This window comes from Azospirillum griseum, assembly GCF_003966125.1.
Taxonomy (GTDB): Bacteria; Pseudomonadota; Alphaproteobacteria; order Azospirillales; family Azospirillaceae; genus Azospirillum; species Azospirillum griseum.
On the sequence record NZ_RXMA01000023.1, the window covers coordinates 63,496 to 88,761 of the forward strand.

Annotated in this window: 26 protein-coding genes and 1 tRNA gene; 9 read left to right on the top strand and 18 right to left on the bottom strand. The window is 69.0% G+C overall.

Translation table 11 applies throughout. The annotated features are described in order from the left end of the window. Positions 1 to 16: 16 nt before the first annotated feature. Both EJ903_RS19945 and EJ903_RS19950 read right to left on the bottom strand, forming a co-directional pair. Entirely contained in the window at positions 17 to 418 is a 402-nt protein-coding gene (locus EJ903_RS19945; RefSeq protein WP_126618727.1) for a type II toxin-antitoxin system PemK/MazF family toxin, read from the bottom strand. Continuing rightward, positions 411 to 656, bottom strand: coding sequence for an AbrB/MazE/SpoVT family DNA-binding domain-containing protein (locus EJ903_RS19950; RefSeq protein ID WP_126618729.1), 246 nt, complete (start codon positions 654 to 656; stop codon positions 411 to 413). The genes EJ903_RS19945 and EJ903_RS19950 overlap by 8 nt, the downstream gene beginning before the upstream one ends. Positions 657 to 1,143: 487 nt before the next feature. Here EJ903_RS19950 and thrS point away from each other — a divergent pair, with 487 nt between their 5' ends. Together thrS and infC are read left to right on the top strand one after the other, a co-directional pair. Then, a complete protein-coding gene (thrS, locus tag EJ903_RS19955) occupies positions 1,144 to 3,096 on the top strand; it encodes a threonine--tRNA ligase (protein ID WP_174237334.1) in 1,953 nt (650 codons plus the stop codon). A gap of 49 nt (positions 3,097 to 3,145) precedes the next feature. Further along, positions 3,146 to 3,709 (top strand): translation initiation factor IF-3, encoded by a 564-nt coding sequence (gene infC / locus EJ903_RS19960; RefSeq protein ID WP_246015777.1) that lies wholly within the window; start codon positions 3,146 to 3,148, stop codon positions 3,707 to 3,709. 117 nt (positions 3,710 to 3,826) lie between these two features. On the opposite strand, the gene EJ903_RS19965 is transcribed toward infC, so the two are convergent. From EJ903_RS19965 to EJ903_RS19975, 3 genes are all read right to left on the bottom strand, one after another. Continuing rightward, positions 3,827 to 4,942 (bottom strand): CocE/NonD family hydrolase, encoded by a 1,116-nt coding sequence (locus EJ903_RS19965; RefSeq protein WP_126618732.1) that lies wholly within the window; start codon positions 4,940 to 4,942, stop codon positions 3,827 to 3,829. A gap of 69 nt (positions 4,943 to 5,011) precedes the next feature. Beyond that, entirely contained in the window at positions 5,012 to 6,049 is a 1,038-nt protein-coding gene (locus tag EJ903_RS19970) for an SH3 domain-containing protein (protein WP_126618734.1), read from the bottom strand. A gap of 7 nt (positions 6,050 to 6,056) precedes the next feature. Beyond that, positions 6,057 to 7,265 carry a hypothetical protein gene (locus tag EJ903_RS19975; RefSeq protein WP_126618736.1) on the bottom strand — a complete coding sequence of 403 codons (1,209 nt, stop codon included), beginning with the start codon at positions 7,263 to 7,265 and terminating at the stop codon, positions 6,057 to 6,059. A gap of 265 nt (positions 7,266 to 7,530) precedes the next feature. Here EJ903_RS19975 and EJ903_RS19980 point away from each other — a divergent pair, with 265 nt between their 5' ends. Next, positions 7,531 to 7,845 carry a ribbon-helix-helix domain-containing protein gene (locus EJ903_RS19980; RefSeq protein ID WP_126618738.1) on the top strand — a complete coding sequence of 105 codons (315 nt, stop codon included), beginning with the start codon at positions 7,531 to 7,533 and terminating at the stop codon, positions 7,843 to 7,845. A 170-nt stretch (positions 7,846 to 8,015) separates the two neighbouring features. Beyond that, positions 8,016 to 9,332 (top strand): CmpA/NrtA family ABC transporter substrate-binding protein, encoded by a 1,317-nt coding sequence (locus tag EJ903_RS19985; RefSeq protein ID WP_126618740.1) that lies wholly within the window; start codon positions 8,016 to 8,018, stop codon positions 9,330 to 9,332. Positions 9,333 to 9,339: 7 nt separating this feature from the next. Here EJ903_RS19985 and EJ903_RS19990 read toward each other — a convergent pair whose 3' ends face one another. Continuing rightward, positions 9,340 to 10,218, bottom strand: coding sequence for a TIGR01459 family HAD-type hydrolase (locus EJ903_RS19990; RefSeq protein ID WP_126618741.1), 879 nt, complete (start codon positions 10,216 to 10,218; stop codon positions 9,340 to 9,342). Between the two features lie 47 nt (positions 10,219 to 10,265). Further along, a complete protein-coding gene (locus EJ903_RS19995; RefSeq protein ID WP_126618786.1) occupies positions 10,266 to 11,486 on the bottom strand; it encodes a glycosyltransferase family 4 protein in 1,221 nt (406 codons plus the stop codon). A 65-nt stretch (positions 11,487 to 11,551) separates the two neighbouring features. On the opposite strand from EJ903_RS19995, the gene EJ903_RS20000 reads away from it, so the two are divergent. Then, positions 11,552 to 12,373 (top strand): alpha/beta hydrolase family protein, encoded by an 822-nt coding sequence (locus EJ903_RS20000; RefSeq protein WP_126618743.1) that lies wholly within the window; start codon positions 11,552 to 11,554, stop codon positions 12,371 to 12,373. 106 nt (positions 12,374 to 12,479) lie between these two features. After that, positions 12,480 to 12,570 (top strand) — tRNA-Ser (locus EJ903_RS20005). 142 nt (positions 12,571 to 12,712) lie between these two features. Here the strand turns inward: EJ903_RS20005 and EJ903_RS20010 are convergent. Beyond that, complete coding sequence (locus tag EJ903_RS20010) at positions 12,713 to 13,756, bottom strand: TauD/TfdA family dioxygenase (protein WP_126618745.1); 1,044 nt, start codon at positions 13,754 to 13,756, stop codon at positions 12,713 to 12,715. A 39-nt stretch (positions 13,757 to 13,795) separates the two neighbouring features. Next, the gene (locus tag EJ903_RS20015; RefSeq protein WP_126618746.1) at positions 13,796 to 15,070 is read right to left on the bottom strand and encodes an MFS transporter; all 1,275 of its coding nucleotides are present in this window, start codon (positions 15,068 to 15,070) and stop codon (positions 13,796 to 13,798) included. 122 nt (positions 15,071 to 15,192) lie between these two features. Here EJ903_RS20015 and EJ903_RS20020 point away from each other — a divergent pair, with 122 nt between their 5' ends. Together EJ903_RS20020 and EJ903_RS20025 are read left to right on the top strand one after the other, a co-directional pair. Further along, positions 15,193 to 16,152 carry a LysR family transcriptional regulator gene (locus EJ903_RS20020; protein WP_126618748.1) on the top strand — a complete coding sequence of 320 codons (960 nt, stop codon included), beginning with the start codon at positions 15,193 to 15,195 and terminating at the stop codon, positions 16,150 to 16,152. Positions 16,153 to 16,298: 146 nt separating this feature from the next. Then, a complete protein-coding gene (locus tag EJ903_RS20025; RefSeq protein ID WP_126618749.1) occupies positions 16,299 to 16,799 on the top strand; it encodes a hypothetical protein in 501 nt (166 codons plus the stop codon). A gap of 13 nt (positions 16,800 to 16,812) precedes the next feature. On the opposite strand, the gene EJ903_RS20030 is transcribed toward EJ903_RS20025, so the two are convergent. Genes EJ903_RS20030 through EJ903_RS20040 form a run of 3 tightly spaced genes read right to left on the bottom strand, consistent with a single transcriptional unit; the run spans position 16,813 to position 18,394 of the window. Beyond that, the gene (locus EJ903_RS20030; protein ID WP_126618751.1) at positions 16,813 to 17,493 is read right to left on the bottom strand and encodes a type II secretion system protein; all 681 of its coding nucleotides are present in this window, start codon (positions 17,491 to 17,493) and stop codon (positions 16,813 to 16,815) included. Further along, on the bottom strand, positions 17,490 to 17,894 hold the full coding sequence (locus tag EJ903_RS20035) for a type IV pilus modification PilV family protein (RefSeq protein WP_126618753.1): 405 nt from the start codon (positions 17,892 to 17,894) through the stop codon (positions 17,490 to 17,492). Before EJ903_RS20035 ends, EJ903_RS20030 begins: the two co-directional genes overlap by 4 nt. Further along, positions 17,891 to 18,394: a GspH/FimT family pseudopilin gene (locus EJ903_RS20040; protein ID WP_126618754.1), complete on the bottom strand. Its 504-nt coding sequence runs from the start codon at positions 18,392 to 18,394 to the stop codon at positions 17,891 to 17,893. The genes EJ903_RS20035 and EJ903_RS20040 overlap by 4 nt, the downstream gene beginning before the upstream one ends. Before the next feature lie 105 nt (positions 18,395 to 18,499). On the opposite strand from EJ903_RS20040, the gene EJ903_RS20045 reads away from it, so the two are divergent. Beyond that, positions 18,500 to 19,462, top strand: a complete 963-nt coding sequence (locus EJ903_RS20045) for a type II secretion system protein GspK (protein WP_126618756.1) — start codon at positions 18,500 to 18,502, stop codon at positions 19,460 to 19,462. Positions 19,463 to 19,580: 118 nt separating this feature from the next. Here EJ903_RS20045 and EJ903_RS20050 read toward each other — a convergent pair whose 3' ends face one another. The 6 genes from EJ903_RS20050 to odhB all read right to left on the bottom strand — a co-directional run. After that, a complete protein-coding gene (locus tag EJ903_RS20050; protein WP_126618759.1) occupies positions 19,581 to 21,077 on the bottom strand; it encodes an extracellular catalytic domain type 2 short-chain-length polyhydroxyalkanoate depolymerase in 1,497 nt (498 codons plus the stop codon). Positions 21,078 to 21,338: 261 nt separating this feature from the next. Continuing rightward, the gene (gene arsB / locus EJ903_RS20055) at positions 21,339 to 22,367 is read right to left on the bottom strand and encodes an ACR3 family arsenite efflux transporter (RefSeq protein WP_126618761.1); all 1,029 of its coding nucleotides are present in this window, start codon (positions 22,365 to 22,367) and stop codon (positions 21,339 to 21,341) included. After that, positions 22,364 to 22,888: an arsenate reductase ArsC gene (locus tag EJ903_RS20060; RefSeq protein ID WP_126618763.1), complete on the bottom strand. Its 525-nt coding sequence runs from the start codon at positions 22,886 to 22,888 to the stop codon at positions 22,364 to 22,366. The genes arsB and EJ903_RS20060 overlap by 4 nt, the downstream gene beginning before the upstream one ends. Further along, positions 22,885 to 23,271 carry an ArsR/SmtB family transcription factor gene (locus EJ903_RS20065; protein WP_126618764.1) on the bottom strand — a complete coding sequence of 129 codons (387 nt, stop codon included), beginning with the start codon at positions 23,269 to 23,271 and terminating at the stop codon, positions 22,885 to 22,887. Before EJ903_RS20065 ends, EJ903_RS20060 begins: the two co-directional genes overlap by 4 nt. Positions 23,272 to 23,325: 54 nt before the next feature. Then, on the bottom strand, positions 23,326 to 24,054 hold the full coding sequence (locus EJ903_RS20070; RefSeq protein ID WP_126618766.1) for a DUF1194 domain-containing protein: 729 nt from the start codon (positions 24,052 to 24,054) through the stop codon (positions 23,326 to 23,328). A gap of 221 nt (positions 24,055 to 24,275) precedes the next feature. Beyond that, a partial coding sequence (odhB, locus tag EJ903_RS20075) for a 2-oxoglutarate dehydrogenase complex dihydrolipoyllysine-residue succinyltransferase (RefSeq protein ID WP_126618768.1) occupies positions 24,276 to 25,266 on the bottom strand: 991 nt, incomplete at its 5' end.

A 25,266-nucleotide genomic window follows, 5' to 3' on the forward strand; every position in this document is an offset into this window, starting at 1 on the left:
CGACACGCGCATCCGCTCACAGCCCGATCAATGCGGCGAGCTTGCCGCGCACCTCCGCCAACACCGGATCGGGAACGCGCCCGCCGATGAAACGGATCGGTCGCGCCAACGTGTCGATGCTGCGGACGTGGCTGGTCAGAATCTCCCCGGCGATCGGCAAACCATCGGGCAGGACCGCGCTGGTGGGAAAGGGGCGCGCCCGCGACGTGATCGGGCAGACGATGGCGAAGCGGGTGGCCTGCCAGAAGGGACGCGGCGACACCACCAGCGCCGGGCGGCGTCCGGCCTGTTCCCGACCGACGCGCGGATCGAAGTCGGTCCAGATCAGATCCCCGGCGTCGGGTTCCCATCCCTCGGCGCCGGGATGCCCAGGTTCACCGGGGGAAACAGGTTCACCGGGGGAAAGCGGATCACTCATCCACCCGTTCCCGTCCGGCGTCCGGCCCCCAATCGAAGGCGTCACGCATCGCCTCGGGCGTCAGGCCCGCCAGCAGATCGGCCAACGCGTAGCGCGGGCGTTCGGTGGTGATGACGATGCGGTTGCCATCGGCCTGGACGTCCACCCGCGCGCCGTCGCGCAGACCCACCTGGGCGGCGATGTCCTTGGGGATGCGCAAACCCAGGCTGTTGCCCCATCGGGCGAGTTGCACCTGCATGGCGTCGCTCCGGCGTATTGAACGCGCTGGTCTCACGCGCGTTCGTCTATCCCATGTATATCCCAAACCGGGCGCGTCCAACAAGACGCGCGACACAGGGTTTGACAAGCGCGCCGCTCCACCGCCATGATCCTTTTCATGCGCACGATGAACGCCCGCACTTTGACTACCACCACGACCGCCACCGGCGGCCGTTGGGAGGGTGCGCGCTGATCTGACGCCCTGGTTTCCAACGCCCCGCCGACCACGGATCGGGGCGTCTGTTCAGGCTCTCCGTTTCCGACCCGACGCCACTTCGACGCCACCGGAACAGTGAGAAAGCCTGATGAACAGCACCCCACCCAGCAGCCCGTCGTCGGCGGACCCGCCGCCCGGCGATGGCGCGGATGTTCCCGCCGTGCTTGACAGCCCCCCGTCTCCCATTGGAAGTTTCGCCCGCCCGGTCCAGGACCGGGGTCCATGCAACACGAATGATACGGTGATTTCGGTGACGTCCAACATCGCCATCACGCTGCCCGATGGCAGCGTTCGCGAGTTCGACCGGCCGGTGACGGGGGCGGAAATCGCCTTCTCCATCGGGCCGCGCCTTGCGAAAGACGCTCTTGCGGTCAAGATCGACGGGCAGGTGTTGGATCTCACCACCACCGTCGCGCAGAACGCCAAGATCGAGATCGTCACGCGCAACCACCCCGACGCCATCGAGGTGATCCGGCACGACGCCGCCCACGTGCTGGCCGACGCGGTGCAGAAGCTCTATCCCGGCACGCAGGTCACGATCGGCCCGTCGATCGCCACCGGCTTCTATTACGACTTCGCCCGTGACGAGCCGTTCACGCCCGACGATCTGGAAAAGATCGAAGCGAAGATGCGCGAGCTGGTTGCCGCCGACATTCCCATCGTGCGCGAGGTCTGGAACCGCGACGACGCCATCGCCTATTTCAAGAATCTGGGCGAGCATTACAAGGCGGAGCTGATCGAGGCGATCCCGCAGGGCGAGCCGGTGTCGGTCTACCGCCAGGGCGATTGGCTCGATCTGTGCCGTGGCCCGCACGCGCCGACCACCGGCAAGATCGGCAGCGGTTTCAAGCTGATGAAGGTGGCCGGGGCCTATTGGCGCGGCGACAGCCGCAACCCGATGCTGCAACGCATCTATGGGACCGCCTGGCGCGACGAGAAGGAGCTGAAGGCCTACCTCCACCAGATCGAGGAAGCCGAGAAGCGCGACCACCGCAAGCTCGGCAAGGAACTCGACCTGTTCCACGTGCAGGAGGAGGCCGTCGGGTCGGTGTTCTGGCACCCCAAGGGCTGGACGCTCTATCGCACGCTGGAAACCTACATCCGCACCAAGCTGCAAGCCGCCGGTTACGTCGAGGTGAAGACGCCGCAGCTGATCGACAGCTCGCTGTTCAAGGCGTCGGGTCACTGGGACATGTACGGCGACAACATGTTCAAGGTGGAGGCCGACGGCGGTGACAAGCTGCTGGGCGTCAAGCCGATGAACTGCCCCGGCCATGTGCAGATCTTCAAGCATGGCCTGCGCTCCTACCGCGACCTGCCGATCCGCATGGCCGAGTTCGGGGCCTGCCACCGCAACGAGCCGTCGGGTGCCCTGCACGGCATCATGCGCGTGCGCGCCTTCACCCAGGACGACGCGCACATCTTCTGCGCCGAAGACCAGGTGGCCAGCGAATCGGCGGAGTATTTCAAGCTTCAGCTGGGCGTCTACAAGGATCTCGGCTTCGACAAGATTTCGGTCAAGCTGGCCCTGCGCCCGGACGTCCGCACCGGTTCGGACGAGCTGTGGGACCGCGCCGAAGGGGCCTTGGCCGAAGCGCTGCGCAGCGCCGGGCTGGAGTATGAGGAGCTTCCCGGCGAGGGCGCGTTCTATGGCCCGAAGGTGGAATTCCACCTGACCGACGCCATCGGGCGCACCTGGCAGTGCGGCACCTTGCAGTATGATCCGAACCTGCCGAATCGGCTGGACGCCAGCTACATCGGCGAGGATGGCGCGCGCCACCGCCCGATCATGCTGCACCGGGCGATTCTCGGCTCGCTGGAACGCTTCATCGGCATGCTGATCGAGCATTACGCCGGAAAATTCCCGCTGTGGCTGTCGCCGGTGCAGGTCGTGGTGGCGACGATCACCAGCGACGCCGACGGTTACGCCGCCGAAGTGGTCAAGCTGTTGAAGCGCAACGGTGTTCGCGTCGAACTTGACGTGCGCAACGAGAAAATCAACCTGAAGGTCCGCGAGCACAGCCTGCAAAAGGTGCCGCTGATGCTGGTGGTGGGCAAGCGCGAGGCCGAAGAACGCACCGTCGCCCTGCGTGTCCTGGGTGGAAAAGATCAGGAAGTGCTTGCGCTTGACGCTGCGGTTACTAAAATTGTCACTGACTGCCGGTCGCCTGCGGGTGATGCGGTGGACGACACGTTGTTTTAACCCCCCCCGGCCATGTCCGGCCGACCGTTCCAAGAGCGGTCGGCTCGGCGTGGCATCCAGCGATGGAGAAGCGTCCATATCCAGGATCCCGTCAGAAGCCGCCCCCACCCGCGATGGTCCGCGTGTGAATCGGGAAATCACGGCTCGCTCTGTTCGTCTCGTCGGCGCTGATGGCGAGATGATCGGTGTTGTGTCGCTGCGCGACGCGCTTTATGCCGCCGAAGACGCCGGTCTCGATCTGGTCGAGGTCGCGCCCCAGGCCGAACCGCCCGTCTGCAAGATCCTCGATTTTGGCAAGTTCAAATACGAGGCGCAGAAGAAGGCGAACGAAGCCCGCAAGAAGCAGAAGATCATCGAGGTGAAGGAGCTGAAGCTCCGTCCCAACATCGATGACAACGACTATGACGTGAAGATGCGTGCCGCTCGCCGCTTCCTGGAAGAGGGCGACAAGGTGAAAGTCACCATGCGCTTCCGTGGTCGCGAAATGGCCCACCAGGACATCGGCATGAACGTGCTGATGCGGGTGCGCGACGCGCTGGAAGACATCGTCAAGGTCGAACAGATGCCCAAGCTGGAAGGCCGCCAGATGATCATGGTTCTGGCACCGAAGTAAGGGTATCGGTGGTCGTGTGCGACCGCCGGATCTTCGCTGATCAACGCTCCGGCCCTGTTCCGAGTCGCTCGGGACAGGGCCGGAGCGTTTTTGCGCTCTGGTTGCCGCTTTTCGGCCTCAGCGCATCGGGGTGTCGTTCACCACGGCGATGCGGCAGCCCTTTTGCGTGTGCTTGTTGCAATTGTCCAAGGCCCCCTGGCGGGCGACGGCCTGATCGCGCTGGCCCGATTTCCAGCCGAACGCGCCATCGGGGGCGATGGCGAAGGCCTTGTGATCCGGTGCCGCCAGATAATCCAGGAAGCCTTGGCGGTTGCGTTCCGCCAATTCCGGCGGTGGTGACAGCCGCGACTCCGGCAGCGCAATCAGGCTCTTGCGCGGGGCCAGACCGTTGGCGGCCAGAAACCGGTCCACATAGGGCGTCCACACCGGCATCGCGGCGGTGAAGAGATGGTGGCCGTCCTTGCCGTTGGCCGGGGCGTCGATGAACTCCGCCCGGCCCCCGGACTGGGTGAAGGCGGCGTGGAAACGGTGCGCCAACTCCGGCCAGAAGAACAGGTCGTTTTCCGAATAGATCCACAGGTGCGGGACCCGTGACGTGCGCCCGAACACGCCGAACGCGCTCACCAGCCGGTCGGCCTTGCACACGTCGTTGTCGCCGCGCGACCCGCGCCCACCGGCGAAGTTGATGACCGCCGCCAGCCCCGGCGGCGGGTTGGCGCTCAACGCCACGCTGGCCAGCCCGCCCGCCGACACACCGACGGCGATGACCCGCGAGGCATCGGCGAAGGGCTGGCGCGCCATGTATTGGATGGCCTGCCGGATGTCGTCGGCGCTGCGCTCCCCCGACTGCACATAGTTCGGGTTGTCGCATGAGCCGTTGCTTTCGACGAATCCGCCACTGGAGCCGCCATAGCCCCGCCGCATCACCACCAGCGTCGCCCAACCCCGCCGGGCGAACTCCTGCGCCTGCGGACCAAAGCGCAGCGGCGTCATGGTGGCGCGGTCCGCCGCGTCGCGCGGCGATCCGTGGCTGACGATGGCGATGGGAAAGGGGCCGGGGCCGGTCGGGCGAACCAGAAGCGCTTCCAGCGAGGCGCTGGACCCGTCGGAAAACTGCGCCGGGATGGTTTGCAACGCCTGGGTCAGGCCCTGGGCGCGCAAGACGGACGGGGTGCCGATGGCGGCGGCGCACAGAAACAGACACAAACCGACAAGGCGACGCGGAATCTTCATGGGGTGGTGTCCTGAACGAAGCCGGGAAGCGGTGCCAGCCTGCGTTGGCACGCGAACCGCGTCAACAGGTCAGCGGTCCGGGGCCAGCAGCGCGACGCCGACATAACCGGGGCTGTGGTTGCGGCGTGTGATCCGGTACCAGGAGCCGACGACCGCCTGGATGATCACGCGCTCGCCGCTGTCGAGCACATCGACCACCTTGGCGTCGCAGGCGGGGGCGACCCGCAGATTGGCCGCTGCGGTGGCGCGGGCGCTGCTTCCCACCGGAAGGGCGGGGCGCGCCTTGGCGGGCGACGCGTCGTCGGGCAAGGCGCATCCCCGGTCGCCCGGCGCGGCCTTGGCGTAGGAGCCGGGCGGCGCGGCAGCGACCGCCGCGCGGCTGGCGTCGCCGCTGTTGGTCGGGGGGAGATCGGCGAGATGGGCGGCGCTGATGTAGCCCAGGCTTTTCCCCTTGCGGCCCACCCGCACCCACCCGTCATTGCTGCGGTCGATCACATCCAAGCGCTCCCCCGGATCGAGCGCGTCGAGCACCAGGCCCTTGCCGCTGGGCGTGGCCCGCACATAGACCCCGGCGGTGGTGACAACCCGCTGGGGTGCCGCCGCTGTCGCGGCGGCGGCCGTCCGGGTGTCCATGGCTGGAGCCGGTGCGGATACGGGGGCCGACTCCGGCATTGCGGCGGGAACCGTCGCCACGGTCGGGGGGGCGGGCGGGGCGACGGTGGGGGGGGCGGCGGCGGGCGGCGGGTCCGCAACGGCCTTGGCCAGCGGCGGCGGATCGGGGACGCGTTCCGGCGGTGGCGGCGCGGCGGGTGCGGCGGGCGGTGCTTTTTCCGCGAGCGGTGCGGCCTTGGCCGGGGCCATCGGTTTCGGCGGCGATCCGGGCACGCGCACCGGGGACAGCGGTGCCGCGATCTGCGGCAGCGGTGCCGACATCGGTGCGATGGCGATGGCGGCGCGCGGCGTCAGGCGGGGCGGGGCGACCGACGGCAACGGGGCCGGGGTGAATCGCTCCTCCACCGGGGCGGCCAGGGCCGTCGTCTGCGGCAGGCCGACCGGCAGCAGCGCCAGCAGAACCGCCACCCGGAACCGTGTTGCCGTGGCCGTCATCGCGCCGTCAATCCAGGGTGATGCGGGCGATCAGGGCGGGCAGCGTCTGGCAGCGCAGCAGCCCGTCCAAGGTCTGATGCTCGCTCAACCGCAGCGACAGGGTGCAGCCGGAGGAACTGAGCGTCAGCTCCGTTTGGGCCAGCGAGCCGATGATGGTGGACATTTTGGCGACGGCGTGGCCGGGCGCGCCCATCCGCCCGGCGATGGTCCCGTTGATCCGGGTGAACCCATCGAACTCCACCGTGAACGGCCCCAGATTTTGCAGGGCGGCTTCGGACCCCGCGTCCTCTTTGGTGGCAAAAAGCTGGACCGGAGCGGAACTGCGGCGGGCCACCCAGTCCTTGAGCGCCAGATTGGCCAGGATCGGGTCGCGGCTTTGCAGCGCGGCCTCGCTCGCCACCTGCCGCAGCGCCGGATCGTTGCCGCCCAGCGCGGCTTCGAAGGTGGCGATCTTCACGGCGCGGTCGGGTCCCAGCAGCTTGGCCCGCACCTCGGTGATCTGGGCGGCGCGGGTTTCGGCGGCGGCGCGTTCCTTCTCCGCGCGCTCCGCCGCGATCTTGGCCGACGCCTCGCTCTGGGCCAGCCACGCCTCATCGCGGGCGCGGCGGGCGGCGTCCTCGGCGGCGCGTTGCTGGGCCTCGCGTTCCAACCGCTCGCGCGCGGCTTGGGCCTCGGGGGTGCCGAGAACGACCGGTTGACCCGGCCATTCGTCCAGCGGCTTGCCCAGCCCGTCGAGCACGTCGGGGTTCTGCGCGGTGAAACGCACGGTCCAGCCGTTGGCCCCGCGCGTGGCCACGGCCTTGGCGGTCAGGGTCTTTTCCAGCCCGGCGTCGGCCACCGGGCGCAGGAACGTCACCGTCCCGTCGCGGCTGTCGAACAGGAAGGTCGGCTTGCCCAGCGCCAACCCCAGCGTGACCTTGGCGCTGACGCGCGGGTCGGCGACCTTGGCGTCCCGGTCTTTGTCTTTGGCGGGGGCGGCGGGTGGGGTGACGTCCAGCGTGACCGATTCGACGCGCCACAAGGGCGGGACCAGACGCCCGAGATCGTTGCGGATCGCCTCCTCGGCGGCGGCGGCGAGGGTGGCGGGATCGGTGGCCTGGCTTTGGGTTAGGGTTTGGGCGATCGCGTGGACCGGGGCCGTCAGACCAACGGTTCCGCCAACGGTCAGCGCCAGCGCCAGAACCGCCGCAAATCGCCTGTCCGCCGGTCGCACCATCGCCCCAATCCCTCCCCGCCGGGTCTTGCACCACGCGGCCACTGGTATAGCGAAGCGGTGGGGAAGGGAAGCGGGTTTTGCCGGGGAAAGACCGGGCAACCGCCGCGCCGCACTCGCCGGAAGGCGTGCGTTGGCTGATATACCGCGACCAGCGGTCGAATTAAGCTTTGATGGCACACGCCACTTGCAATATCTTCACACAAATGGATGTATATCCGCCCGATGGGGATGGCGGATTCGCAACGGATGGGGATCAGGACGTCACATGGCGGGTGAGGGTAAGGAAGGGCCGATCCTGGTCTGCCGCAACGTGAAGGTCAGCGGACGGCGCACCAGCCTGCGGATGGAGCCGTATATTTGGGATTCCTTGAAGGAAATCTGTGAGCGCGAGCGCCTGACTCTCAACGAAATCTGCACCGAGATCGACAGCCGCCGGGGTGACGCCAACCTGACCGCCTCCATTCGTGTGTTCATCGTCAGCTATTACCGAACCGCCGTCGGCAACCGGGGCTTTGCCGAGGATGGTCCGTCGCCGCTCCTGCGCCGCGCCCTCGACGACGCGGTGCCGGTGGAGGATTGACACGGGCGACCGATGGCCGAGTCGCCCAAGATTCGCCCGACCTGTGCCTGTTGAGTGAGCAGAGACGCCTGCCCGTTGGGCCGAACCCGGTCTGAAGCGCCCCGCAAGGCGCTGGCACGCGGTGTGCTGCGTTCCATGGGTTGCTTCACCCCGACCCGGGACCGTCCACCATGCCCGCCCCCCGCTCCACCGCTCCACGCCCGCGCGCCGATGGGCTGGAAACCGCCGCCATCACCCTGGGCTATGTGCCGCTGACCGACAGCGCGCCGCTGATCGTCGGGATGGAAAAGGGGTTTTTCGCTGCCGAAGGGCTGACGGTGACGCTGTCGCGTGAACCCTCCTGGTCGAACATCCGCGACAAGCTGGCGGTCGGGCTGCTGGACGGCGCGCACATCCTCAGCGGCCTGTTGCTGGCGATGGCGGCGGGGGTGGGCTGTGTGCCGGTCCCGACGCGCACCGCCCACGCGTTGGGGCAGAACGGCAACGCCATCACCCTGTCCGCCGACCTGCACGCCAGCATGGTGGCCGCCGACCCGCAGGCGATGGCCGAATGCCCGCTGACCGCCCGCGCCCTGCGCCCGGTGATCGACGCCAACCGCGCCGCCGGGCTGCCGCCGCTGACCTTCGGCGTCGTGTTCTCGGTGGCCAACCACGCCTATCAACTGCGCTGGTGGCTGGCGGCTGCGGGGATCGACCCCGACCGCGACGTGCGCCTTGTCACCGTGCCGCCGCCGCGCATGGTCGCCAGCCTGACGGCGGGCGACATCGTCGGCTTTTGCGTCGGCGAACCCTGGAACAGTCTGGCGGTGGCCGAGGGCGTCGGCCGCATCGCCATCACCGGCTGCGAATTGTGGAACGGTGCCCCGGAAAAGGTGCTGGGCGTGCTCGCCGCCTGGGCCGACGCCCACCCCAACAGCCACCGCGCCGTGATCCGCGCGCTGCTCGCCGCGCAAGCGTGGTTGGACGATCCCGGCAACCGGGTGGAGGCCGCCGCCCTGCTCGCCGACCCGCGTTATCTGGGCGTGCCGCAGGCGGTGGTGGAACGCTCCCTGACCGGGCGATTGCGCTGTGGGCCGGGGGAGGCGGTGGTCGCGCTGCCGGAGTTCCACCGTTTCCACCGCAGCGCCGCCGCCTTTCCCTGGCGGTCGCACGCGCAATGGCTGTTGGCGCAGATGCTGCGCTGGGGCCAGTTGGATCCGGCGACCGACGCGGCCGCGCTGGCCGCGCGCGTCTACGACACCGACACCCACCGGCAGGCCCAGCGCGAGCGCGGCGACGCCGTGCCCCTGATCGACGGCAAGCTGGAGGGCCTCCACCCCGGCCCCTGGATTCTGGAGGAGGCCACGGCCCCCATCCCGATGGAGCGGGATTGTTTCTTTGACGGAACGATCTTCGACCCGGCCAATCCGGCCCCGACCGATCCGGTGACGACCAATCCGGTGGTGGCGGCGCGTGCGCACCGTTCGATCACCGGAACAATCGGCTGAAACGCTGTCACCAACGCAGGCTGGGGATGGCGTAGGTCGGCTGGTGCCCGGCGGCGGTGGCGAGCGCCTGGAGCGTTTCCGAATCGACCGGCGCGCCCCACGGCGCGTTCCCCAACTCTTCCTGGTGGATGCCGGAGGTGACGAGCGCCACATCCAGCCCGGCGGCGTTGGCCCCGGCCACGTCGGTGCGCAGGCTGTCGCCCACCGCCAGGATGCGGCCCATGTCGGCGATGCCCATCAGCGACAGGCAGCGGTCATAGACCGAGGCGTAGGGCTTGCCGTGCTGGATCACGTCGCCGCCCATCTCGGCGTAGCGGGCGGCCAGCGTGCCCGCGCAGATCACCATTTGCGGGCCGACCATCACGATCAGATCGGGGTTGGCGCAGATCATCGGCAGGCGGGCGCGCAGGCAGGCGTCCAACTGCGGCTGGTAATCGGCCAGCGTTTCGCCAAACACCAGAATGCCGGTGTTCAGCACGACGTCGGCCTCCTCCGGCGTGGCGGCGAGGCTGTAGCCCAAGCCTTCGAACACGTCGGTGTCGCGCTCCGGCCCGATGTGGTAGAGCCGCCGCCCGAGCCGCGCGTACCACGGATCGCTGCGGTCGCGCAGCGCCTCATAGGTCGCCTCGCCGGAGGTCATGACGTGGTGGTAGCGCTCGCGCCCCAGCCCCATGCCCGCCAGCTTGGCGATCACGCCGTCGGTGCGGCGCGGCGCGTTGGACAGCAGGCACAGCGTCTTGCCCGCGTCTTTCATCGCGTCCAGGCAGTCCGGCACGCCGGGATAGGCGTTTTCGCCGTCGTGCAGCACCCCCCACAGGTCGAGGATGAAGCCGTCATAGCGATCGATGACGTTGCGGATGCCGGAAAGCTGTTGAATGGCGGCCATGATGTCCGGTGCGGGTCAGGGGAAAAGAGGGAAGGGCGGGCGCGCGCTCAGCGCCGTTCGGCCAGCAGTTCGGCGTAAACGCCCAGAGTGTCGGCGCACATCCGCTCGCGGGTGTAGCGGTCGGCGACGAAGGCCTGGGCGCGGGCACCGATGGCCTCGCGCTGCTCGGGCGTCAGCGACAGGGCTTCGCGCAGGGCGTTGGCCAGCGCGTCGGCGTCGTCGGGCGGGACCACCCACGCGGTTTCGCCCGGAACCACGGTTTCCTGATAGGCCCCGATGGCGGTGACGATCACCGGCTTGCCCATCGCCTGGGCCTCCACGATGACCCGCCCGAAGGCTTCCGGCTCGCGCGAGGCCGAGACGACGACGGTGGACAGCAGATAGGCGGCGGCCATGTCGCTGCAATGGTCGGTCATCGCCACGACGTTGCCCAGGCCCGCCCGGGCGATCTGGCCCTCCAACTCGCGGCGGAAGCCGCTGCGGCCCTGGTCGGAACCTACCAGCAGGCAGACCACATCCTTGCGCCCCAGCTTTTCCAGCGCCTTGACCAGCACCGTCTGGCCCTTCCAGCGGGTCAGGCGGCCGGGCAGCAGGATCACCGGACGGTCGGCGGGCAGGTGCCATTGTTGCGTCAACTGGATCAGGCGGGCGGAGCTGACGCGGTCGGGCGCGAACACCGACCGGTCGATGCCGCGATGGATGGTGCGGATCACCGCCGGATCGGTGTCGTAATTCTCCAGGATGTGGCGGCGGACGAAATCGGAAATGGCGATCACCCGCTCGCCCCGCGCCATCACCGAATTGTACCAGCGCTTCATCCCGCTGCCGATGTTGTAGGGCGCGTGAAAGGTGGTCATGTAGCGCGCGCCGGTGTCGCGGCAGGCCATCCAAGCGCTCCAGGCCGGGGCGCGCGAGCGGGCGTGCACGATGTCCACCCGCTGTTCGGCGATGATCGCCGCCAGCTTCCGGGCGTTCTTGCGGATGGTCAGCGGGTTTTTCGTGGCCAGCGGCAGGGTGATGTGGCGAATCCCGGCGCGGTCCAGCTCCCGCACCATCGGCCCGCCCTGCGAGGCGACCAGCGGCGTGCCGCCCGCGTCGGCCAGCGCCAGCGCCATGTCGATGCAGCCGCGTTCGGCCCCGCCGGTGACGAGCGTCGGCACGACCTGAAGCACCGTCGGCGCCCGCCCGCCCGGCCAGGCGGCGGCCTCCTCACGCGGGGCGTCGTTGAAAGCGGGGGCGGCGGTGGTAAGTTGCGGTTCGCGTTCCATGATGCCGACGCTGGAAAAGGGTCGGCCCGGTCCGTCCACGAATGCTTCGTCCATAAGAGGATCCTATGAGCGAGACCGCAGCCGCCACGGGCGGCGCGCACCATAGCCTAACGCGCGGTGCGGCGACCATAGCCTATCATCACACCCCGGCCACCCGGCCCGGGCATGGCGGCGCGCTGCCGGGAATCGTCTTCCTGGGCGGCTTCATGTCGGACATGACCGGCGGCAAGGCGACGGCGCTGGAAGCCTGGGCGGTCGGGCAGGGGCTGGCCTTCACCCGTTTCGACTATCAGGGCCATGGCGCGTCGAGCGGGCGATTCGCCGACGGGACCATCGGGCTGTGGGCCGACGACGCGCTGGCGGTGCTGGACGGGGTGACGCGCGGGCCGCAGATCCTCGTCGGTTCCTCCATGGGCGGTTGGATGATGCTGCTGACGGCGCTGCGGCGGCCCGACCGGGTGGCCGGGCTGGTCGGCATCGCGCCCGCCCCCGACTTCACCGAAGATCTGATGTGGGACGTCTTCGACGCCGACACCCGCCGGACCATCACCGAGGAGGGCGTGTGGTTGCGCCCGTCGGAGTATGGGCCGGAACCGCAGCCGATCACCCGCGCCCTGATTGAGGAGGGCCGCAACCACCTGCTGCTGCGCGGCCCGATTCCCTTCGCCGGTCCGGTCCATCTGCTGCACGGCCAGCGCGACCCCGATGTGCCCTGGCGGGTCAGCCTGTCGCTGGCCGCCGCGCTGACCGGCGACGCGGTGCGGGTGACGCTGATCAAGGACGGCGACCACCGCCTGTCCCGCCCGCAGGATCTGGACCTGCTCTGCCGCACCGTCGGCGCGCTGGTCCAGCAGGTCAGTGGCGTGGACGTGACGACGCCCGTGTGAACGGTGCGAGGCAGGGCGCGCGCGGGGCGCGTTGCAAAAAAATGCAACTTCCGCAAAACGGACGCTTGCGCCCCGCCGCCGCCCTGGCTATAACGCCGTCCTCCGGGGAGGGGTGGCCGAGCGGTTGAAGGCGCACGCCTGGAAAGTGTGTATACGTCAAAAGCGTATCGAGGGTTCGAATCCCTCTCCCTCCGCCACTGAATTCGCGAGCACCATGCTCGAAGAAAAAGGCTCAGCCAGTTTGGCTGGGCCTTTTTGTTTGGTTCTTGGTGTTTCGTCTGGTCGTGTGCACCACGCACCGGGCCAGGACGGCCTCACCGTTCGGGTTGCGGGGGGCGGTTATTGCGCGTGTGCGTTGGTCCGCGCGAGGGCGGTTGTGGGTGCGCGGATTGTTGACACCATGGGCGCGTTGGGGCCGCTGCGCAGTTCGTCGCCCCGCATGCGGACGCGGAGCAGGTGCCATTTGCGGTCACTGAAAGCGGTTCGGGCGTGCAAAGCCCGGTGGTTGTCGGTCAGCAGCAAACTGTCTTTTGGCATGGTGAAGCGCGCGCTGTGACGGGGGTCGGCCAGCGTGCGCTCCAAGCAGTCAACCGCCTTCTGCGCGTCGTGGCTGTGATGTTCGGGGAACTGGGTCCAGCCATCCAGCACGGTGTCCCGCCGGTATCGAATTCCAGGGGTGGACGAGAAAACAGGCGCCAGTGTGGCTTGCACGGCCCCGGGACGGTCATCGGTGGTGAACAGGCTGGGGACCCGGAACGGCAGCGGGCAGTGCTCCAATGTTTCAAGCGCCCAGCGGGTTTTGGGGTGGTCGAGCGCGGCCCGGATCGCCTCGCCGTCGCACAGAAGGGATTCTCCGCCGCCGCAGGCTGCGGGAGCCATGACGTACAGAGCGACCCAACGCTCGGGCATCGGGTAATACTGTGTGTCGGTGTGAAAGGCCGCCTCTCCGTCATGCTCGGAGAACGTCGCGTAGTAGCCGCTGGCGGTTGGGCGCGGTGTCACGTCCCACAAAATCCGGCCATCGCGGGCATCGGTGGGGGAGGGGGTGCCGATCATCGTCGACAGGGCGTAAAACAACCGCGCCCGATGATCCGGTGTGTGGTGCGACAGCCCCAAATCCGGAACATAGGCGGCGCAGCCCGCTGCCTCCAGGCTGGCCATCAGGTGATCGACGAAGGCGGTCAGGCTGGGAGCGGCGCAGCGCAGATCGTCGCGCAGCAACCCGTCGATTCCGTCCAGGCTTGCGCCAGTGATCTGCCGGTAGGACGCGGCGTGACGGTGATAGGAGTCGAGAATGTCCAGAATGGTGTCGGATTCCGCGTCCCATCGCGGGCGAAGATGGGGCGGTACGACGGCAATGCCCGCGCGCGTGATCGTGTGCATGGGGTGTCTCCCACGAGAAGCGGTTGAAAGGGAATGCGATCAACGGGGGTGGGGGGGATGGGGGTGGGGCCTGCCCAGGCTCCTCAGGGCGAGCGTCAGGGCCATCGCCGCCAATTGCACCGTTGCGATCAGGATCAGGCAGCCCGCCCACCCAAAGGGAGGCCAGACCAGCGCGGCGGCGAGCGCGCCAAGGCTGCCGCCGCCGTAATAGAAAAAGAGGTAGCCGCCGCTGGCCCGCGCCGACGATCCGGTGCGGCACAGGCTGAGCGCGTGGGCGAGAACCGCCTGGATGATGAACACCGCCGTGCTGAACAGCGCCAACCCGACGATGATCGCCGTCGTTGCCGCCGTCGTTGCCGTCGTTGCGCCCAAGGTCAGCGCCAGCCCGGCCCAGCCGCCCAGACCGGCCAGCGTCACGGCGCGGGCGTGACCGAGCGCCGTCACCATCCGGCGAGCGCCGTGCACCAGCGCCAGTGACGGCAGAAACACCAGATACAGGCAACCCAGCGCGGCGGTGCTCCAGCCAAAGGGCGGGTCGGCCAACCGGAACGCGACGGCGGTGAAGACCGCGATTTGCGAAAACAGCAAGGCGAAGCCGCCGACGCACACCGCCATCCATGGTAAGGCGGTCTGGGGTATGGCGGTGTGGGGCGTGGTGCTGGGCGCGTCTGTGGCGTTTTCCGTGCCCGCCGCGATGATGGCGGCGCGCGCCGGGCGCTCCTGCAAACCGGCCCAGGCCAGCGCCACCGCCGCCGCGTGCAGCAGCGCCAGCGTCAGAAACGCGGTCTGCCACCCCACCAGGGGAACCAGGGTGGAGGGCAGCAGGCGTCCGATGATGCCACCGCTGATGGTTCCCATCACATAGGTGGCCGACAGCCCAAGCGCGGCCTGCGGCGTGGCTTGCCGGTCCAGGCTGGACAGCAGGGCCGACAGCACCATCGGCATCGCCACCCCTTGAGCGCAGCGCACGGCGAGAAGCCCGGCAAAGCCCTGGACCCACGCCAAACCGACGTCCAGCAGGCCCAGCGTGACCAGCCCGGCGATCAGGGCGCGGCGCGCGCCCAGCCGATGCACCAACCGCCCGGCCAACGGGGAGGCCAGCGCCAGCCCCACGGTGGTGGCGGTCAGCAGGCTGGCGCACTGCGCCAGGGTCAACCCATGAAGCGCGTGCAGGGTCGGCCCCAAGGATTGGGTCAGATACAGGCTGCTGAATCCCACCATCGCACAGCCCAACATCACGACGCTGTCGCGGTGGCCGGACCAGCGGCGGAAAACGGGGGCGGATACGGCCAAAGGGGAGTTGTGCAGGGTCATGCCGACCACTCTAGACACCGCTCCGCGTCTGTGTGAAACACCACCTTTGATGGTTGTGATAGGAAACACGTATCACCGGCGCACCCAAGCCGAGGGCGCACCCAAGCCGAGGGGGATCAGCCATGGATTTCCGTCAGACCGCGTGTTTTGTCGCCGTGGCCGAGGAACTGCATTTCGGTCGCGCCGCCGCCCGGCTGAACCTGTCGCAACCGCCCTTGAGCCAGCAGATCAAGGGGCTGGAGGAGCGGTTGGGGGTGCGCCTGTTCGACCGCAACCGCCGTGGCGTGCGGCTGACGGCGGCGGGAGAGGTCTATCTGCGCTACGCCCGTCAGATTCTGTCTCTGGCCGAAAGCGGGGCGGACGCCGCCCGCCGGGCGGGGTTGGGGGAGGCGGGGGACCTGCGCGTCGGCTATTCGGCTTCGGCGCTCTATTCCGACCCGGTGCTGGTCGCCATCGCCCGCCACCGTCACCGTCATCCGGCGGTGAACATCCGGTTGGTGGAGCACACCACTGACCAATGCGTGCACGCGTTGGAGGCGGGCCGCATCGATCTGGCCCTGGTGCGCGGCCCCTTGCCGGATCTGGCGCGGAATTGGCCGGACGAGCGGCGAACGGTGGTGTCGCGTGAAGGCTTGGCGGTGGTGTTTCCCCCGGATCATCCCTTGGCTCTGGCGGATGGCGCGCTGGGGACAGGGCTGTCGTTGCACGAACTGCGCGGGGAGCGCTTCGTCATTCTGGCGCGGCGGTTGGGAACGGCGCTCAACAGCCTGTTGGACGAGCTGTTTGCGGCGGCGGGGGTGCAGCCGCGAATCGCGGTCGAAACGGCGGAGATGGCCTCGCTGCTCGGCCTGGTCGAGGCGGGGACCGGCGTTGCCATCGTGCCCGCCGCCGTGGCGCGCCAGCGGGGGGCGCGGTTCGAGAGCGAGCGGTTTGAGGGCCAACGGTTCGGGGATGGCCGGCTGGTGGCCCTCCCGTTGCGGGAACCAGGGGCCGAGATGGATTTGTTCGTGCTGTGGCCGCCGAAGCCGCTGCCCATCGCCCACCGTCTGGGCGCGGCGGTGGCGGCGGCGTTCCAGGGGTGATGTCAGCGCTGTCATCCGGGGCACTGCGTGTGATCGAACGGAGATGGAACCGACATCGGCCTGACATCACCCGGACATTCAAGAAGCGCATCCCTGAAAAGCGTGATAGGTTGTTTGCGCAACGGATTGTTTGTGGAGTCAGCGATATGGGTTTCTCAATCGCGAGCAACGCGTGGGGCGTTCACACCATTCTGCCGGGGGCAATGACGGAGGCGGACGGCCAGCGCTGGGCCGCTGCGTGGCGGGAGGCTGTGGACAGCGCGTCCGCCCGGCGGTCGGTGGCGCTGGTGGCTGATCTGCGCGGGTTGACCGGGGCGGCGGGCGAGGCGGTGTTGGCCGACATCGCGGCGGCGTTGCTGGCCCCGTTGGGGCGGGCGTCGGTCACGCGCTGCGCCGTTCTGCTGGCCGACGCCGCGCAATCGGCCCGGTTCGCCCAGATCGCGGGCGGGATGGACGCCGACCACAAGGCCCGGCTGCTGCCCTTGGAGGGGCGCGACCGGGTGCAGATCGCGGCGGCCTATGGCTGGGCGCTGAACGGGACCGAACCGGCGCTGGCCGACCGTCTGCCCCGTGGCGCGCTGGTCCGCCTGACCAAGACCAAGCCGGTGGTCGCCGAGTCGTCGGTCGCGGTGCGCCGGGCTTCCTGAAGAGGAGAGCGGCCTAACGGCTGGCGCGGCAGGGCAGGGCGGCGTCGAGCGCGCAGCCCCGGTCGCCGTCCAGGCGTGGCCGCAGGATCACCGCCGGATGCGGTGGCGTGCCGTTGGACTCCGCGTTGACCTCTGGGAAGGACAGGCGGATCAGGCGCGGCAGATCGCGCGCGTCGGTCCAACGGTCGAGCCAGCGCGCGCCGTCGTGGTAGGAAAAGCGCATCACGCCAACGCTCTCATACAGGCTGACGCTGTGGTCGGCGGGGTCGATCACCCGCAAGCCGGGGTCAACGACCAGCCGGTGATCGCGGTGGACCAGACGGCTGCCGCCCCCCTCTCGCGACTCGATCTGAAACACGATGTAACGCAGCGGTGAGCCGCTCCGCTCGGTTCCGCTGGTCAGGATCGGACCGGCCCAGCGGTCGGCCTCGCCGACAAAGACAAAGCGGCTGTCAGCCCCCCAGCCGACCGACAGCGGAAACAGCCGCTCGCCCCGGTCGCGCAGCACATTGGCGGCAAGGCTGAGGGCCGATCCTTCGGTCGCGGCTGCGGCGGCGCGGTCGAACCCCCGGCTGGCGAAGCGCACGCCCCCACCCACCGCCGCCAGCACCAAGCCCAAAATCATCACCACCGCCAGCGTTTCCAACAGGGTGAAACCGGCCTGTCGCGGGCGGGGGGCGGGCGGAACGATCATGACCGCCGCCCCAGTTGGACGGTGCGCAGCTCGAACCGCCGTCCGTCGGCCCCGAAGACGGTGATGCGGATGTCGAGCGGCTCAAAGCCGCCGCGCGTGGTTCCGTTGAAATCGCTGTGGTTCAGCGGGCGGGCGGTGGCCTGCCAGCGCGCGCCATCCTGTTCACCGCTCCACCGCCCCGCTGTGGTGTCCCGCGCGGTCAGTTGGGCCAGGACCGAATCGGCGATCAACATCGACCGGTTGGTCGCCTCCGCCCGGTCCAGCGCGGTCAGTCCCTGCCGCTGCACCCGCAACGCCGCCCCCAGCACAATGGCGAGGATGGCGACGGCGGCCAGAACCTCGATCAGGCTGAAGCCGCGCTGCCCGGGATGGGGCGGGGTGGGGGCGGTCCCGCCGTTCATCCCGCGCGGTCCGTGTCGGGCAGGATGCGGGTGCGCCCGGTCAGCCAATCGACGCGGATGACCATCGCCCCGGCCCGGTTGGCGACGCGCACCTCCCCACCGGGCGATCCGCCGTCGGGGTGGAAACGGATCGCACCGCGCCCCCCGGCTCGGTCGCCAGCCCGGTCGCCGTCCTGGATGGTGTCGCGGGCGTCGGTGGTCAGCGCGATCCGCAGATCCGCATCCAGCCGCCCGTCCAGCGCGCCGCCGCCCGGCCCGCTCACCCCGTAACGGCGGTTGGCGAGGTCGAGGACGAAGACCGCGTCGGCGTTGCTCATCACCGCCGCGCTGCGGGCCAGCGCCAGCGATCCCGCCAGCGCCTGCACCGCGCCGCGCAGCCGCGCGCCATCCCCGGCCCGTCCGGCGGCGGGTGGAACCAAGCTCATCAGCGTTCCGGCGATGGCCAGCACGACCAGCAGCTCCAACAGGGTGAAACCGGCTTGCGTTCGGCGCGCGGTCATGATGTTTCCTTGATCCGCAAAGGACGCAATGCGTGCGCCCAACAGAGTGGCCGAGGGCGTGGCTCCCGGCAAGCCGGGGCGGATCGGTGAAGGGGCGGGCGGGCGATGACGGTCGCGGCATCCGGCGACGAAACGACGAGGGACCACGCCGCGCAACCGGACCGGCGGCAGGGGGGCCAGCGACAGGGAGACCGGCGGCAGGGCGGCTTTGCCCTGGTGCTGGTGCTTGGCACGCTGGTGCTGATCGCGGCCTTGGCGCTGGCGTTGGCCCAGACCAGCCGGTTGGAGGTGCGCCGCACGGCCAACATGGCGGCGGCGGCCAAGGCCCGCGCCCTGCTGGACGCCGGGGTGGCGCTGGCGGTGTTCGACGCCGACCGGCCCCTGCGCGCCCGTCGCTTCCGCCCGGCCGGGCCGCCGGTGCGGGTGGCGCTGGGGGACGCGACGCTCGACATCCGGCTGTTCGAGGAGTGGGGGCGGGTCGATCTCAACCGCTCCAACCCGCTGCTGCTGCGTGGGCTGATCGCGGCGGCGGGGGAGGATGGCGACACCGCCCGCGCCATCGCCGACACGGTGGCGGCCCGGCGCGGCGACACCATGGCCACCCGCGCGCGGGAGGATGACCAGCCCCGCCGCCCCTTCCTGTCGGTGGCGGAGTTGGCGGGCGTGCCGGGGGTGACGCCCGACCTGATGCGGCGGCTGTGGGACGAGGTGACGGTGGACGGGGGACCAGGGCGCTTGTCGGTCGCCACAGCGGGGCCGATGACCTTGGCGGCGCTGCCCAACCTGTCGGCGGCGGACCGCGCGGCGGTGATCGCGCTGGCGGCGGGCTGGCGGTCCGACGGTGCCGACGGTGTTGCCGATCCGGGCTTGGCCGAACGCGCGGCGGCGGCGGGGGTGGAGCTGGATCCCGAGGGCGGGCTGCCCATCGTCGGGCGGACGCTGACGGTGCGGGTGCGGGCCGCCCAGGACGGGGCGGAAGCGTTGGCGGAGGCGGTGGTCGTTCTATCGGACATCCGGTCGCCGGTTCCCTACCGCGTGGTGGAGTGGCGTACGCCGCCCCGGCTGTGACGGCGCGGGCGAGACGCAACGGGAAACAGCGGAGGCGGACGCGCAAAAGGCCCCCCGTCGCCGGGAGGCCCCTTGCCGGGTCACGCTGTCGGGGTTCCGCTGGCGCTGGCGGGGGTGGTCAGTTCAGCGGGCCGCAGGTCGCCGAGTTGGTCCAGGTCGAACCGCAGAGATACAGGGTCATGTTGGCGTTGTAGCCGTACTTCGCCCCCATCTGGTTGTACTGCGTCACCGTCAGGCGACCGGCGACGTAATGGTTGGTGACGGTCGCGGTGACGGCCTGGGAGTAGGACACCGCCGCCTGCGTCGTGCCGCTGACCGCGCTGGACTGAACGCCTTCGCCCACCGCGTTCAACGCGCTGACGGTGTAGCTGTAGCTGGTGCTGGCGGTCAGGCCGCTGTCGGTGTAGCTGGTCCCGGTGCTGGTCCCGATGTTGGTGCCGCCCCGGTAGATCTTGTAGCTGGTGGCGGTGCTGGCGGCGGACCAGCTCAGGCTGATGCTGCTGACGGTGGTGGCCGACACCGCCAACCCGGCGGGGGCCGCCGGAACGGTGGCGGGCGGGGTGGTCGAACCGCCGCTGTAACCGCTCGTCACCTTGTTGACCATGGCGACCAGGGCCGCCATCTGGACCCCGCCCTTCTGATCGGCGTTGGCCCCGTACCAGCCGATCCAATCCCAGCAGGCGTTCGGGTTGGCGAGCGAGCCGCTGCTCCAGGTCGAATGGCTGGTGTTGTCCACCGTGGTCTGCGGGTACAGGATGACGATGTTGTTGGTGTCAGCCCATTTGTTGTAGCCGGTGTTCTGGATGAATTTGTCGCCGATCTTGCCGTAGCTCTGCTGGCAGCCGTGCAGGGCGACGTGCAGCTTGCAGACCGTCGATCCGCTCGAACAATTGGCGGGGACATAGACATAACCCGTCGCCCCGCCGCCGTTGGCCGCCGACAGATAGGCCGACTGGTCGAACGACACCACGGTCCCGGTCGGCGTGCCGGTGTTGCGGGCGTTCAGCCCGGCACCATACATGTGCTTCAGCACGGCCCCCGCCCCGTCGAAGCTGCAATTGCTGATGTAGGGGGAGGCGGCGGAGCTGCACGCGTTGTTCCCGGTTCCGGCGAAATCAGTGGGGAAGGTGTGGGCGGCCCCGCTGGTGGTGTCGTATTTGATGTTGGCCGCCGTGCCGAAGACGTCCATCTGGGCCTTCAGCTTGTTCGTCACGTTGGGGCCGACGGTGCTGTCGCTGCTTCCGGTCCACAGATAGATTTTGCGGTTGGTCAGGTTGGCCTTGTTGTCAATCTGGTTGCCGCTCCACGCGTTGATGTTGGCGTTGGGGGTGGTGATCGACGGCGTCGCGTTGTACATGCACGACGTGTAATTCTGGTTGCGGGCGCAGTCGAACGGCCCCCCGGCGAACACGCCGAACCCGACCTGGAAGATGGAGGAATAGGCAACCCCCAACTGCGCGGCCATGTATCCGCCCGACGACAGGCCGGACACCGACACGCTGGCCGGATCGACGTTGTAGGCTTGCAGCGGCGCGGCCTGGGCCGGGGTGGCGGTGGCGGCCAGCGTCAGCAGGCCGGTGGCGAACAGTGCGTGGCGGTGCGCCCGAACAGTCATGACAGTCTCCCTCTTGTCCCACGATTGTCGTTGGTCCGCCGGACGGCGGCTGGTTGCGCTGTTCTGGGATGTCCGGCGGGTTGATCGACAATCACGATTACAAAATGCGTGCCAAACGCATTGTTGAGGGATTCCGCCATTCTTGGCGATGACCGGACGGCGAAAGCGTCCACCAGTCCGGCGACTGTCCTGGACTGTGACAGGATGCACCGCAACAGACTTGGATGTTGCGGTGCATTTGCGTGTGTTTTTGGGGGCGGGTCAGGCGCGCGCGCGCTCGTACCAGGGGCGGGTCTTTTTCACCAGATGCACCACCGACAGCATGACCGGCACCTCGACCAGCACGCCGACCACGGTGGCGAGTGCCGCTCCGGAGTTGATGCCGAACAGGCTGATGGCGGCGGCGACCGACAGTTCGAAGAAGTTCGACGCGCCGATCAGCGCCGCCGGGGCGGCGACGCACCAGGCCACGCCGAAGCGGCGCGACAGCCAATAGGCCAGACCGGCGTTCAGATAGACCTGAAGAATGATCGGCACCGCCAGCAGGGCGATGACCAGCGGCTGGCTCAGGATGGCGTTGCCCTGGAAACCGAACAGCAGCACCAGCGTGGCGAGCAGGGCGACCAGCGACAGCGGTTGCAACCGCTGCAGGGTGGCGGTCAGCGCCGCCGGGCCGCCCCGGCCCAACAGCGCGCGGCGCAGCGCCTGCGCCACCACCACCGGCACGACGATGTAGAGCAGGACCGACAGCACCAGCGTGTCCCACGGCACGGTGATGGCGCTGATGCCCAGCAGCAGCCCGACCAGCGGGGCGAAGGCGAACACCATGATGACGTCGTTCAACGCCACCTGACTCAGCGTGTAATGCGGCTCGCCATCGCACAGGTTGGACCAGACGAAAACCATCGCGGTGCAGGGGGCCGCCGCCAGCAGGATCAGACCGGCGATGTAGGAGGCGCTCTGGTCGGCGGGCAGCAGCCCGGCGAAGAGATGGCCGACGAACAGCGCCCCCAGCAGCGCCATGGAAAAGGGCTTCACCGCCCAATTGACGAAGAGGGTCACGGCCACGCCGCGCCAATGCTCCTTCACCGCGCCCAGCGCGCCGAAATCGATCTTCAGCAGCATCGGCACGATCATCAACCAGACCAGCACGGCGACCGGCAGATTGACCTTGGCGACCTCCGCCGCCGCCACGCTGGCGAACAGGCCGGGCAGCGCGTGCCCCAACGCCACGCCGACGACGATGCACAGCCCGACCCACAGGGTGAGGAAACGTTCAAACAGGGTCATCGGGAGTCCTCCGGGGCAGCGTCGTCGCGACCATCCGCCATGTCACCCAATCGGCGCTTCAGCGCCATGCGGTCGAGCGTGTCGAACGGCAGCGCGGTGAAGGCGCGCAGGCGGCGCTCGATCTGGGCGTAGACGGCGGCGGTGAAGCTCGCCAGCTCCGCCGGGCTGCCCTCGGCGCTCGACGGATCGGGGAAGCCCCAATGGGCGGTCATCGGCACGCCGGGCCACACCGGGCAGACCTCCCCCGCCGCGTTGTCGCAGACGGTGAAGACGAAATCCATGGCTGGCGCGTCGGCGCTGGCGAACTCGTCCCAGGATTTGGATCGCGCGTCGGCCAGGGAGTAGCCCAGCCGCTCCAGCAGGGCCTTGACCTGCGGGTTGATCCGGCCCGACGGCAGGCTGCCCGCGCTGAAGGCGCGGAAACGGCCACCGCCGATGCGGTTCAGGATGGATTCCGCCATCACGCTGCGCGCGCTGTTGTGGGTGCAGAGAAACAGGACGTTGAAGACGCGGTCGGTCATCGCGGGGCCTTTTCGGTGGCTGTCGGAGTCGCGCACTCGCTGGTGGGCGCGCAGGTGGTGAGGTCGTCGATGGCGGTGCCGCACAGATCCGGGCGGCCCTGACAGCAATCCTCCATCAGGAAGGCGATCAGCCGCCGGGTGCCGTCGTAATCGCTGGCGTAGAAGATCTGCCGCTGCACCCGCCAGGACCGCAGCAGGGCCGCCCGCTCCAGAATGGCGAGATGGTGCGACAGGGTGGAGGCGGGAACGCCCAGACGCTGGGCGATCTCCCCCGCGTTCAGCCCGCTGGGTCCGGCCTGGACCAGCAGCCGGAACGCGGCGAGCCGGGTGTCGTGCGCCAGCGCGGCAAAAGCCTCGACGGCGGCTTTCGTGGGATCATGCATCGTTTCCATATTTCGACAATATTCGAATTATAGAAACGATGCAAGGGGACCGCCTCAGGGTAGGCCGATGCTCTCACCGGCGGTGGCGATTTCCCAGCGCAGCTTTTCCCGGATGGCGGTGGCGAAGCTGCGGCGGTCGTCGGCGACGCGGACGAAGGCCGCCGGTCCACCGATCACGCGGGCGGCGAAGTAATCGGCCAACCACGCCACCTCGTCCAGAATCACCAGCCCGTTGATGGTGATGCCATCGGCGATCACCCGGTCGCGGGCGTATTCCGGCTGGATGCCGACGTTGTTGAACCCGTTGCTGACCAGATCGATGACCCGCCGGGGTGACGACGCGCCGCTGAAGCGGAACTGGTTGGCGGCGTTCAGCATGGCCGCACCAATGCCGGTGCTGCCGCTGAAATCGCGGCGGGGCAGGGCATCGATGGCGGCGGCGAAGGCCATGGCGCTGTCCGGGTCGCCGACCTGGGTCCAGGGAATCAGCACCTGAAAGTCGGACGGGTCGGACCAGGACACCAGCGTGACGGCGATCCGGCCCCGCGCCCCGCCGCCGATGGCGGCCTGCACCGAACGGTCGCGGAAAGCGGCGGCGTGACCGGACAGTTGGAAATCCAGCAGGGAATCATCGACGCTGGCCGAGGCATCCACCGCCAGCACCAGTTCCAGATCCACCGCCGTCCAGGCGCGGGCCTCGTGGACCACAGCGCCGGACAGCAGCGCGATCCCGACCAACCGCAAAACCAACGCGCCACACCAACCGGTCCATCCCACGCCCATGGTCCCCCTCCGTTCCGTGTCGTCGGTTGTCTCAGCCTTGTTCAGACCGTGAACAGTGGAACGGTAACGCGAAACGGGCAAAGGGGCGAGCCAATGGCGCAGCCGGTTGCGGGAGATTGGGAGCGGGCAACAAAAAAGGCGCTGGGAAGCGCCTTTTTCATCGGAACGGGGACGACCGGCCAGACCGGACGCCCCCGCATTCCGGGGTTTGGTGCCGTGGATCAGACGTCCAGCAGCAGGCGGCGCGGATCCTCGATCAGTTCCTTGATGCGAACCAGGAACGTGACCGCTTCCTTGCCGTCGATGATGCGGTGATCGTAGGACAGCGCCAGATACATCATCGGGCGGACTTCGATCTTGCCGTTGATGACGACGGCGCGGTCCATCGTCTTGTGCATGCCCAGGATGGCCGACTGCGGCGGGTTGATGATCGGCGTGGACATCAGCGAGCCATAGACACCACCGTTGGAGATGGTGAAGGTGCCGCCGGTCAGCTCGTCCATCGACAGCTTGCCGTCGCGGCCCTTCTTGCCCAGCGCGGCGATGGTGCCCTCAACCCCGGCAAAGTCCAGCTTGTCGGCGTCGCGGACGACCGGAACCACCAGACCCTGCGGCGTGCCGACGGCGACACCGATGTCGTAGTAGTTCTTGTAGACGATGTCGGTGCCGTCGATCTCGGCGTTGACCGCCGGGATTTCCTTCAGCGCCTGGACGGCGGCCTTGACGAAGAAGGACATGAAGCCGAGACGCACCTTGTGGCGCTTCTCGAAATAGTCCTTGTACTCGGCGCGCAGGGCCATCGCCGCGCTCATGTCCACCTCGTTGAAGGTGGTCAGCATGGCGGCGCTGTTCTGGGCTTCCTTCAGACGCTCGGCGATGCGCTGGCGCAGGCGGGTCATGCGGACGCGCTCTTCCTGCGCGGCGCGCGGACGGTCGCCCTGGGTGCCGGCGGCCCACACCATCTTCGGCGCGGGGGCCGGGGCGGGAGCGGCGGGCTTGGCCGCCGGAGCCGCCGGGGCGGCCAGCACGTCGCCCTTGGTCACGCGGCCATCCTTGCCGGTGCCGACCAGGGCCGAGGCGTCCACGCCCTTTTCGTCCGCCAGCTTGCGGGCGGCCGGGCCGGAGGCCGCGAGGTTGCCGGGGGCCGCCGCCGGAGCCGGGGCCGCCGGGGCGGCCGGAGCCGCCGCGACCGGGGCCGCCGCGACCGGGGCC